Genomic DNA, 10,991 nt, shown 5'->3' with positions numbered 1-10,991 from the left:
GGGAAAGACCCAGGGCGGGATCGGAGGGGTGGGAAAGACCCAGGGCGGGGACCCACGGATCCGCATGCTGGCCGCTCGATCCGCGCTGGCCATCGCGCTGATGGGCGCGGTCAACGCCGTCGCCACGCTGACGGCGTGCCTGTGCGCGGTCGTGTGGTTGGCCTGCCACCGCCCGAACGCCGCATGGCGGCGATTCACCGCGTGGTGGCTGCTGTGCGCGGCGTTGGCCATCACCTGGTGGGTGGTCGCGTTGCTGCATCTGGGCCGGATCAGCCCGCCGTTCCTGGACTTCATCGAGTCCTCCGGGGTCACCACCCGCTGGATGTCGCTGACCGAGATGCTGCGCGGCACCGGCGCGTGGACGCCGTATGTGGCACCGACCGCGACCGCGGGTGCGCCGCTGGTGACCGGGTCGGTCGCGGTGCTGGCCACGACCCTGGTGGCGGCGGGCGGACTTGCGGGCCTCGCGATGCGGACGATGCCCGCGAAGGGCCGGTTGATCACGATGCTGATGCTCGGCATCGTGCTACTGGCCGCCGGCTACAGCGGCGGGTTGGGTTCGCCGGTCGCGCAACAGGTCCAGGCATTCCTCGACGCGGACGGCACGCCGCTGCGCAACCTGCACAAACTGGAACCGCTGCTGCGATTGCCGTTGGTGCTCGGGCTGGCCCACCTATTGGGCCGGATCCCGCTTCCCGGGAGCGCGCCGGGGCCGGTGTGGCGCGACGCGTTGGCCCATCCGGAGAAGGACAAACGGGTTGCTGTGGGCGTGGTGCTGCTGACTGCGCTGATCGCCGCCACATCATTGGCCTGGACGGGCCGGATGACAGCGCCGGGGGCCTTCGACGCGATCCCGCAGTACTGGCATGAAACCGCGGACTGGCTGGACGCCAACAACTCCGCCTCGCCGGTAGCCGGGCGGGTGCTCGTGGTTCCGGGCGCACCGTTCGCCACCCAGGTGTGGGGCAACAGCCACGATGAGCCATTGCAGGTCCTGGGCAACAGCCCGTGGGGGGTTCGCGATTCCATCCCCCTGACCCCACCGGAGACGATCCGCTCCCTGGACTCCGTGCAGCGGCTCTTCGCCGCCGGGCGGCCGTCCGCGGGCCTCGCGGACACCCTTGCACGACAGGGCATTTCGTACGTGGTGGTGCGTAATGATCTGGACCCCGACAGCTCCAGGTCGGCGCGCCCCATCCTGGTTCACCGGGCGATCGACGGCTCGCCGGGCCTGACGAAGGTGGCCCAGTTCGGTGATCCCGTCGGGCCGGGCAGCCTGGAAGGATTCGTCTCCGACAGTGGCATGCGTCCGCGATACCCCGCCGTCGAGATCTTCGAGGTCGGCGGTGCAGCGAACGCGGCGGCTCCGTATGTCGTCGATGCCGACGCGATGGCGCGCGTGGACGGTGGACCCGAATCGGTGCTCCGTCTCGACGAACGCCGGAGGCTCTCGGGGGAGCCACCGTTGGGACCGCTGCTGTTGACCCCGGACGCGTTGCGTGCCGGGCTGACCGCACCGGTCGTGACGGTGACCGACACCCCGCTGGCGCGCGAAACCGATTATGGCCGTGTCGACGACCACTCCTCGGCGATCCGCGCCGAAGGGGATCCGCGCAACACCTTCAACCGGGTGCCCGACTACCCCGCAGGTGACACCGAACCGATCTCCGCTCAGTGGGTCGGCGGGCGCATCTCGGTGTCCAGTTCGGCGTCGGATTCCACAGCGCTGCCCAACGTCTCGCCGGCCACCGCGCCACCGGCAGCCATCGACGGGGACTCGTCGACCAGCTGGGTCTCCAATGCGCTACAGAGCGCGGTCGGCCAGTGGCTGCAGGTCGACTTCGACCACCCGGTGACCAATGCCACCCTGACCATCACACCCAGCGCCACCGCCGTCGGCGCCCAGGTGCGTCGGCTCGAGGTGGCCACCGTCAACGGCACCACCACGGTGCGGTTCGAGGAGGCGGGCGAACCGGTGACGGTCGCCCTTCCCTACGGAGAGTCGCCCTGGGTGCGGATCACCGCAGTCGCCACCGACGACGGTTCCCCCGGCGTACAGTTCGGCATCACCGATTTCTCGGTCACCCAATACGACGCGAACGGCTTCGCCCATCCGGTCGATCTGCGCCACACCGTTCAGGTTCCCGGCCCACCGCCGGGTTCGGCGGTGGCCCAATGGGATCTGGGACCGGAATTGCTGGGCCGCTCGGGATGCGCCGAAAGCCCCACCGGGATCCGGTGCGCGGCGGCGGTGGCGCTGGCCTCCGAGGAACCGGTCAACCTGAGCCGGACCCTGACCGTGCCCGAGCAGACCGAAGTGACCCCGACCGTCTGGGTCCGTGCCCGACAGGGTCCCAACCTCGCCGACCTGATCGCCGAGCCGGAAACCGTCAGGGCAGCTGGTGATTCCGACTCCATCGATGTCCTCGGCTCTGCCTACGCGGCCACCGACGGCGATCCGGGCACCGCGTGGACGGCTCCGCAGCGCATCGTGCAGCCGAGGACCCCGCCCACCCTGGTTCTGACGCTGCCGTCCCCCCGGGACGTGGCGGCACTGCGGGTGACGCCGAGCACCTCGGACCTGCCCGCGCACCCGACGATGATCGCGGTCGACCTCGGGGACGGGCCGCAGGTGCGTCGCCTCGACCAGGGCACCGAGACGCTGCGACTCAAACCCCGCGTCACCGACTCCATCACGGTTTCACTGCTGGACTGGAACGACGTGATCGACCGCACCGCACTCGGTTTCGATCAGCTCAAGCCACCGGGGCTGGCGGAGATCGTGGCTCTGGATGCCGGCGGCGCGCCGATCGCCGATGCCGACGCGGCCGCCAACCGGTTGCGGGCCATCAACCTGGCGTGCGGGCGGGGGCCGATCATCGGTGTCGCCGGGCAGTTCGTGCAGACCTCGGTGAGCACGACCGTCGGCGCCCTGCTCGACAACGAACCAGTCCCGGCGCGTCCCTGCAGCGGGCCGATCACGTTGCCCGCCGGTCAACAGGAGCTGCTGATCAGTCCGGGTCCGACGTTCATCGTCGACGGGGTGCAGCTGGCAGGTCCGCTGGCGGGGCAGCTCGGTTCGGCCACAACGGATTCCGTCGACAGCAGCCGTTGGACCAGCGACCACCGTGATGTCGAGGTTCCCGCCTCGGACACGACCCGGGTGCTGGTGGTCCCTGAGAGTGTCAACCCGGGGTGGAGTGCCCGCAACAGTGCCGGAGAGCATCTGACCGCCGTGACCGTCAACGGCTGGCAGCAGGGCTGGGTACTGCCGGCGGGCACCGAAGGCACCGTCACGCTGGGGTTCACATCCAACGCGACCTACCGGGCAGGCCTGATCGGCGGGCTTGCGCTGCTTCCGCTTCTGGCGGCGCTGGCATTTCTGCCGTCCCGGCGTTCCGTGGCTGCCGTCGGCGGCACCCGGCCGTGGCACCCCTCGGCAGTCGCGCGCGGCGCCGCGGTGGTGGTGGCCGCAGCACTGATCTCCGGGATCGTCGGCGTCGTGGTGGCCGGCGGGGTCCTCGGTCTTCGCTACCTGCTGCGGGCGCACGAGAAGATCTGGAACACCACGGCGGTCGGTATCGCCGCGGCCGGGTTGATCCTGGCCGGTGCGGTCCTCAGCCAGAATCCGTGGCGTTCGGTCGACGGGTATGTCGGGCATTCGACGGGCGTGCAGTTCCTGGCGCTGTTGTCAGTCATCGCGGTCGCCGCGTCGGCGGCGACGCGCACCGAGCGGGCGGACACGCTCGACGGCGAGGAGGGTTGACATGACGAGCCCGGTTCCCCCGATCGGCACACAGGCCTCGGCGCTGGCCGCGCAGGATCCGGGCGCGCCGGCGGTCACCTGCGAGGGCGTCACCGTGACGCGGGCCGAGCTCGACGCCACCAGCAACCGTCTGGCCCGGGCGTTCGCCTCGCTCGGCGTCGGCACCGGCGACTACGTGACGATCGCCGCGCCCAACTCGCTGAACTGGGTGTACTCGGTGGTGGCGTGCTGGAAGCTGGGCGCGGTCCCGCAGCCGCTGTCGGCGCGGCTGCCCGACGCCGAGCTGGCCGCGCTGCTCGAGTTGCGGCGCCCGACCCTGCTCGTGGGTCGGGCCGATCCCTCGGGTGTGACGACGAGCACCACCGCCGAAGTCGCGGCGGATGCCTCCGGGTTCTCTGACGGGCCGCTGCCCGAAGCGGTGTCGCCGGTGTGGAAGTCGATGGCCTCCGGCGGCAGCACCGGCCGGCCGAAGCTCATCGAAGCCGGCGGTGACAGCCGAGTCCCCGCCGCGATCGGATACCCGCTCGGCGCCCAGGAGGATGACACCAACCTGATCTCAGTACCGCTGAGCCACAACACCGGGTTCACAACGTTTGTCATCGGGCTTCTGCAGGGTCATCACCTTGTGGTGATGCCGCGGTTCGAACCGCACGACTTCCTGCACCTGGTCACCGAACACCGGGTGACGTTCCTTGCCACCGTGCCGACAATCATGCAGCGGCTGCTGCCGGTGTACCGGGCCGCACCGGGCTCCTACGACCTGTCCTCGATCCGCAGGTTCTGGCATCTGGCCGCTCCGTGCCCACCGGCGGTCAAACGAGCCTGGATCGAGTTGCTCGGCCCCGAGGTGGTGTGGGAACTCTATGGCGGCACCGAACTTCAGGCGTTGACCTTCATCTCGGGTCAACAGTGGCTGCGCCACCCCGGTTCGGTGGGCACCGTCGTCGCCGGCGAAATGAAGGTGCTCGACGACGATGGCAACGAGTGCCCGCCCGGTGTGGCTGGCGAGATCTACATGCGTCCGTCCCCGGGTGGCCGACCCACCTACCGGTACATCGGCAGCACCGCCAAGTCCCGCGACGGCTGGGACTCGTTGGGCGACCTGGGCTACTACCGGGATGCCGGGGACGAGCGCTACTTCTACCTCAATGACCGCCGCGTCGACATGTTCACCGTGGGTGGCCGCAACGTGTACCCCGCCGAGATCGAGTCAGCGCTGGCCGAGCATCCAGAGGTGTTGTCCTGCTTGGTGGTCAGTGTCCCGGACGACGATCTGGGCCAAGTGCCCCACGCCATCGTGCAGGCCGAGGGTCTGGACGAAGCCGCGGTGCTGGCGTTCCTGACCACGCGCATCGCGGCCTACAAGGTGCCACGCTCGGTGGAGTTCACCACCAGGGCGTTGCGCGACGATGCGGGAAAGGCGCGTAGGTCGGCGGTCCGCGACGAGGTGCTCGCGCGGCGGGCCGCGCCGTCCGGCTAACGCGCGACGGCCGGTTCGGTCGCGTCGTCGACCGAGCTGTCGAGCGGGGTCGGGTCCACCCTTCGTTCCCAGCGGCGCAACGCATTCCGGCACGGAGATTCCACGAGTGCATAACTGACCGCTGCGATCGCGAAGCCGAACACCACCGTCAGCACCAGCACCACCGGCATATGTCCGTTGAACGCGAACTCACCGATCACCGGGAACACCATCGCCAGCGCAGCCAGGTGCCAGATGAAAAGGCCATAGGACCATCGCCCCAGGGTGACCATGGTGGGGCTGCCCAGCACGGTGTGGGAGGTATCCGGCCGGTCGAGCACCAGCGGCGCCAACAGCGCTCCGGCCACGATCGCGCCCATCGCGGTCTTGAGGACGAACTGGCTCACCGTGCCCGGGGTGAGGCCCTCCGGGCCGGCCGCCGGGGAGGCAGCCACCAGGAACGCCGCCACCGCGATGACTGCCATCACCACGCGGCGCCGGGCCAGCCGGTGCATCAACCCAACCGGGCTGACGGTCAGCTCCGCGAGCAGCATTCCGGCCGCGAACCAGGACAGAAATGCCGGCGGCCAGTTCAGCGGGTTCACCCCGAAGGCCGGCTCGGCGGGGATCAACTGCCACAGCACCGCCCAGCCGAGACTGGCGATCGCGGCGGCGGTGATGACCCCGATCCGGGCGCGCACCGGCACCCATCGCACCAGCAACGCCAGCAGCGGCAGCACCATGTAGAACGCCACTTCCACCGACAGGCTCCACATCTGGGTCAAGCCGGCGGTCAGCGTGAACGGCACATAGATCTGGGTCAAAGTCAGGTTCGCCAGCCACACCGTGAGGTCAGCGTCCGAGTCCGGCAGCAGCGTCAGGATCACCACGACCGCCACCAGATAGCCCGGCATGATGCGGACGATGCGGGACCGCAGGTAGTGGCCGGTCGACGGGCGCGATCGCAGTCCCCGCGCGGCCGCGGCGTGTCCGCGCCACAGCAGAAATCCCGAGAGGGCGAAGAACACCGCCACCGCCAGGTCGAAGCGGCCGAGCAGCCGTCCGGAAATCCCGCCGGTGTTGCCGGTCTGGAAGGCGACGTGGGTGACGACGACCCCGATGGCCGCGCAGGCACGCATGCCTTCGACGGCGGGCAGAAACCCGCGGGTTCCTCCCACCGCGCTTGGTGGCGTCGTCGTGACGGGGGCGGTCACGAACAACAGTGTGCCCGCCCGATCGACCGGCCGGAATATGGGTAGTCATGACGCGGCGTCGCGCCCGGAGACGGCTGTGCCGCCAACACGTCGCAGTAAGCGACGACCTCAGCTTGTGCTGTTAGGGTCGAACGGGTTTTTGATCGTCACCGGCAGCCCGACACACCGAGGTAGGGGCTGGTGGCGATGCGCGAAGGGAGACACGGATTGAACCGCGCAGTTGCGTTGCGGATCGCCGCGTGCGGAATCATGGGCCTCGGTGCCGCCCTGCTCATCGCTGCGTTGCTGCTCTCGACCTACACCACCAGCAGGATCGCCAAGATTCCGCTGGACATCGACGCCACCCTGATCAGCGACGGAACCGGCGACGCATTCGATCCGGCTTCGCTGCTCGGTGAGCGGTTCATCGTCAACGAGGATGTGCCGTTGGTGATGCAGGAACAGATCAGCGTGGAGTCCCCGGCGAACGCCGACGTGGTGACCCTGCAGGTCGGCAGCACGCTTCGGCGCAGCGACCAGCAGCAGGACAACGGCCTGCTGCTGGCGATGGTCGACACCGTCACCCTCGACCGCAAGACCGCTCTCGCGGTGTCCAGCGAGAGCAATCCCGGCGGCGCGGTGCAGAAGCCCCGAGCGATCGAGGACGACAACCCGCCGACCAACATCGCGCTGCCGCACGAGGGGCTGTCGTACCGCTTCCCGTTCGACACCGAGAAGAAGACCTACCCCTACTTCGACCCGATCGCCCAGAAGGCCTACGACGCCAACTACTCCGGCGAAGAGGACGTCAACGGGCTCACCGCCTACAAGTTCACGCAGAACGTCGGCTACGACGCCGACGGCGAGCTCGTCGAACCGGTCAGGTACGCCTCGTTGTACGACGACGATGCCGACAGCCAGGCGACGGCGCCGGCCCGCCTGTGGGGTGTCGAGGGAGACCCCGAGGAACCGATCACGATGTCGCGGTACTACGCCGCGCAGCGCACGTTCTGGGTCGACCCGGTGTCGGGCACGATCCTCAAGCAGACGGACAGGGCGTACCACTACTACGCACGCGACGCCCTCGAGCCCGAGGTGACGTTCGCCGACTACAGCGTGACCACCAACGAGGAGTCGGTCGAGTCCCAGGTGGCTGCCGCCAAGGACGAGCGTGACCGGGTGGCGCTGTGGGGCCGCATCCTGCCGATCACGTTCACCGCACTCGGGCTGATCGCCCTGGTCGGTGGCGCTCTGCTGGGTTCCTTCAGTCTCCGGGCGGAGTCCCTGCTGATCGATCCCGGCCTCGACGACACCGGCCAGCGGTTCTTCGGTGGCCGCGGTGACGAGGGGGAGCCGGTGCCAGGCGCGGAGGCCAAGACCGAGAAGCTGCCCGCGCAGCGCCCGTCCGATCTGCCGCCGGACAAACCGGTCTGATCGCCCGATCCCTTCCGCGCCTCGCGGCGCCCGCGTACGCGTTGGTGCTGACCCTCGCGGTGACGGGACCGTTGCTGGCGCCCGGCTATCTGCTGCTGCGTGACGCGGTCTCCACGCCGCGGTCCTACCTGTCGGATTCGGCGCTCGGGCTGTCCCAGGCCGCGCCGCGGGCATTGCCGCAGGACTATGCGATCGCGCTGGCGTCGGCCGTGCTGGACGGCGGGGTGGTGGTCAAGGCGTTGCTGATCCTCGGCCTGTGGTCGGCGGGTTGGGGGGCAGCGCGTCTGGCGGCTCTCGTGGTGCCCGACGCCGGCGTCGCCGGTCAGTGCGTCGCCGTCACCGTCACGATCTGGAATCCCTATGTCGCAGAGCGGCTTCTGCAAGGGCACTGGAGCCTGCTGGTGGGCTACGGCTGCCTGCCCTGGGTGGCCGCGACGGTGCTGTCGTTGCGCGGCCACCCCCCGCCGGAACGGTATTCCAGCAGCGAAAACCCGGGAAAAGGCCTGCTGGAATACCGTTCCGGCGGGACCGGCGGGACCGGTGGGGCCGGCGGGGCCGGCGGGACCGTGGCGGCGCTGGTGTTCTGGATTGCGCTCGCCGGTCTGACGCCCACCGGGCTGATGCTGGCCGCCACGACCGCCCTGGTCGCGGCGTCGGCGCCGGGCGACGGCCGGTCCAGGAGATTCTGCGCGACGGTCGGTCTGGGCGCGGCCGTCGCCGCGGCGCTGCCGTGGCTCGTCGCCTCCGCTGTGGCGGGTGGGTGGACCGACACCGCCGAGCCCGGGGTGCGGGCGTTCGCGGCGCGCGCCGAGCCGGGTCTGGGGACCCTGGGAAGCCTGGCGAGCCTGGGTGGTCTCTGGAACGCCGAGGCGGTACCGGCCTCGCGGACCACCCTCTTCGCGCTGGCCTCGGCGGTGGTGCTGCTGGCCGTGGTCGCGGTGGGCGTGCCGCTGCTGGCACGCCGCCGGGTCGCGGTCCCGCTGCTGGTCGTGGCCGCCGTCGCGATCGTGGCGCCCGCGGTGTGGGCGACGGGTCCGGGGATCGCGGTCGTGGAGGAGCTGATCCGGGCGGTGCCGGGGCTGGGTGTACTGCGGGACGGGCAGAAGTGGGTGGCGCTGGCTGTGCCCGCCTACGCGCTGGCCGGCGCCGCCGCCGTGGTCACGCTGCGACCGCGGATCCCGGCGATTGCGACCGCGACCGTGTGCTGCGCCGCGCTGATCGCGACACTGCCCGATCTGGCGTGGGGTGTCGGTGGCCGGGTGCGGCCCGTGCACTATCCCCCGGGGTGGCCGGCCGCGGCCGCGGTCATCAACGCCGACCCCCGGCCGGTCGCCGTCCTGCCCGTCGACAGCATGCGCAGCTTCACCTGGGCCGGGGACGCCCCAGTCCTCGACCCGCTGCCGCGATGGGTGCGTGCCGACGTGCTCAGCACCGGTGACCTGACCATCGCGGGTCGCACCGTGCCCGGCGAGGGCGTGCATGCCCGCGAGGTGCAGCGCCTGCTGCTGTCCGGGGCCGACCGGGAACGCCTCGCCGCCGCCGGCGTCGGCTGGGTGGTGGTCACCGGCCCCGGACCCGCGTTGCGGCTGCCGGTGGCCTACCGCGACACCGACATCACCGTGTACGCCGTGGGCGGGGATACACCGGCCTCGCCGCACCGCACCGTCATGCTCGCCGTGCACACCGGGTGGCTGGGCCTGCTCGTCGGCGGGCTGGCCGGGATGCTGGCGTTCGGGCTGCGGCGACGGGTGGGTCAGGCCCCGCAGACCGTCGCGAAGACCAGATAGAGGGGCCACAGTCCGGCCACGATCAGGTAGGCGGCCATCCCCGCACCGGCGGGGAGCCAGGGCTGCAGCACCCCTTCGAGGTGCCTGAGCTCCTCGGTCTGGAAGTACGCCCACACCAGACCGGCTGCGGCGTACGGGATCGCCAGCCACAACGCCAGCTCGATGACGTCGGCCACGCTCAACTGCCTGCTCAACAAGCGGCGCACACCCTGACGAAGACCGGACACCGTCGTCTCCTCAGACCAGTCGGCGCTGCCGCCGGATCCGCATCCGGACATCGGCGAGCAGCACGTGGCTTCCGCCCTGTCGCAGGAAACCCGGCAGGAACCGGTTGACGAACGCCACGAACAGGAACAGTTGCTCGAACCACCATTGCCGGGCCGAACCCCACCTGAGACCGAGCGCGTCGCGGAACACCGGCGCCAGAAAGCCTGTGGTGAGGAACTTCAGCAGCGGCCGGAACGGCAGCCCCAGAAGGGGATTGATCATGCGGAGGTTGATCAGGTCGAGCAGATAGGCGCGCACCACGTCGTCCACATCGACGAGTTCGCAGGCCGCATCCCAGTAACGGTCGAAGTCCGCGCGCGTCGCGGGCCACTGGTTCGGGCTGACCTGAAGCGTGGTGCCCAGCGGCCACGCCGAGGTGTAGAACTGTTCGGCCTGTGCGCGGGTCATCTCACCGCGCAGCAGTTGGTAGGTGTCCTCGATGCCGACGAACAGACACGCCGCCACCCACATCTGCAGGTCACGGTCGAATGCGTGGTATCGCACCGGACTGTCCGGTCCGGACCTGACGTGCCGGTGCACCGAGTCGACCGCTTCCCGGAACGCCGCACGGTCGTCGTCAGAACCAAGCACCGCAACGGCCAGATACTGGAACGTGGTGCGGGCCCGCTTCCACGGGTGCTTCATCAGGTTGCCGGAGTCGACCTTGCTTTCGACGACGCCGTATCCCACACCGGGGCGCGACAACTGCATGACCACGTTGGCCGCGCCCGCGGCGAACGACCAGAAGTCCATGGCGTCGGCGGCGGTCACCGGATCGTCGCTCCAGCGGGCGGTTCGGCGGGTGATGCGGATGCGGTTGCCGGTCATGGCATACAGCCATCGGAGATCAGCAGCATCGGCCACAACAGGATGGCCCGCAGGTCGACGGCCGCGCCGGAGCGGGTCAGCGACCAGAGCACCCCGATCACGAAGTACGGCGCACCGAGCAGCAGCGCGATGCCGATCCATTCGGCGACGGTCATCCGGTACTCCAGAACCCGACGCGCCAAGCTCAGCATGGTCGTTATGTTAACGGTGATACGAACACCCGGAGGGGATTCCACCCAAGGAGTCTGCACTTGGCG

General features: G+C 69.9%; 8 protein-coding genes. 4 read left to right on the top strand and 4 right to left on the bottom strand.

From position 1 onward, the window contains the following. Together BEMPMBAN_RS17005 and BEMPMBAN_RS17000 are read left to right on the top strand one after the other, a co-directional pair. Nucleotides 1–3,766, top strand: a 3,766-nt coding sequence (locus BEMPMBAN_RS17005; RefSeq protein WP_159232059.1) for an alpha-(1->3)-arabinofuranosyltransferase domain-containing protein, incomplete at its 5' end; no start/stop codon positions are given. 1 nt (nucleotide 3,767) lies between these two features. Next, nucleotides 3,768–5,246 (top strand): AMP-binding protein, encoded by a 1,479-nt coding sequence (locus tag BEMPMBAN_RS17000; protein ID WP_159232057.1) that lies wholly within the window; start codon nucleotides 3,768–3,770, stop codon nucleotides 5,244–5,246. Here the strand turns inward: BEMPMBAN_RS17000 and BEMPMBAN_RS16995 are convergent. Beyond that, nucleotides 5,243–6,364 carry an acyltransferase family protein gene (locus tag BEMPMBAN_RS16995; RefSeq protein WP_159232145.1) on the bottom strand — a complete coding sequence of 374 codons (1,122 nt, stop codon included), beginning with the start codon at nucleotides 6,362–6,364 and terminating at the stop codon, nucleotides 5,243–5,245. The genes BEMPMBAN_RS17000 and BEMPMBAN_RS16995 overlap by 4 nt on opposite strands. 282 nt (nucleotides 6,365–6,646) lie before the next feature. On the opposite strand from BEMPMBAN_RS16995, the gene pgfA reads away from it, so the two are divergent. Both pgfA and BEMPMBAN_RS16985 read left to right on the top strand, forming a co-directional pair. Beyond that, complete coding sequence (gene pgfA, locus BEMPMBAN_RS16990; protein ID WP_159232055.1) at nucleotides 6,647–7,852, top strand: cell envelope lipid trafficking protein PgfA; 1,206 nt, start codon at nucleotides 6,647–6,649, stop codon at nucleotides 7,850–7,852. A 59-nt stretch (nucleotides 7,853–7,911) separates the two neighbouring features. Continuing rightward, nucleotides 7,912–9,639, top strand: a complete 1,728-nt coding sequence (locus tag BEMPMBAN_RS16985) for an MmpA family trehalose lipid delivery protein (protein ID WP_234897518.1) — start codon at nucleotides 7,912–7,914, stop codon at nucleotides 9,637–9,639. On the opposite strand, the gene BEMPMBAN_RS16980 is transcribed toward BEMPMBAN_RS16985, so the two are convergent. The 3 genes from BEMPMBAN_RS16980 to BEMPMBAN_RS16970 are packed head-to-tail and all read right to left on the bottom strand — an operon-like array spanning nucleotide 9,606 to nucleotide 10,925. Beyond that, nucleotides 9,606–9,866 carry a hypothetical protein gene (locus tag BEMPMBAN_RS16980; protein WP_159232050.1) on the bottom strand — a complete coding sequence of 87 codons (261 nt, stop codon included), beginning with the start codon at nucleotides 9,864–9,866 and terminating at the stop codon, nucleotides 9,606–9,608. The genes BEMPMBAN_RS16985 and BEMPMBAN_RS16980 overlap by 34 nt on opposite strands. A gap of 10 nt (nucleotides 9,867–9,876) precedes the next feature. Continuing rightward, the gene (locus BEMPMBAN_RS16975; RefSeq protein WP_159232048.1) at nucleotides 9,877–10,734 is read right to left on the bottom strand and encodes an oxygenase MpaB family protein; all 858 of its coding nucleotides are present in this window, start codon (nucleotides 10,732–10,734) and stop codon (nucleotides 9,877–9,879) included. Next, entirely contained in the window at nucleotides 10,731–10,925 is a 195-nt protein-coding gene (locus BEMPMBAN_RS16970; protein ID WP_159232046.1) for a hypothetical protein, read from the bottom strand. The genes BEMPMBAN_RS16975 and BEMPMBAN_RS16970 overlap by 4 nt, the downstream gene beginning before the upstream one ends. Nucleotides 10,926–10,991: the final 66 nt, after the last annotated feature.

The sequence above is a fragment of the Mycolicibacterium austroafricanum genome, assembly GCF_902705885.1.
In the GTDB taxonomy this organism is placed as follows: Bacteria; Actinomycetota; Actinomycetes; order Mycobacteriales; family Mycobacteriaceae; genus Mycobacterium; species Mycobacterium vanbaalenii_A.
The sequence above is the reverse complement of the archived record's forward strand: the minus strand, read 5'-3'. Positions and strand labels throughout refer to the sequence as shown.

Excerpts from the sequence above, each read along its gene's own strand:
- BEMPMBAN_RS16995 (WP_159232145.1), bottom strand. The coding sequence starts at position 6,364 with ATGCGTGCCTGCGCGGCCATCGGGGTCGTCGTCACCCACGTCGCCTTC.
- BEMPMBAN_RS16975 (WP_159232048.1), bottom strand. The coding sequence starts at position 10,734 with ATGACCGGCAACCGCATCCGCATCACCCGCCGAACCGCCCGCTGGAGC.
- BEMPMBAN_RS16970 (WP_159232046.1), bottom strand. The coding sequence starts at position 10,925 with ATGCTGAGCTTGGCGCGTCGGGTTCTGGAGTACCGGATGACCGTCGCC.
- BEMPMBAN_RS17000 (WP_159232057.1), top strand. The coding sequence starts at position 3,768 with ATGACGAGCCCGGTTCCCCCGATCGGCACACAGGCCTCGGCGCTGGCC.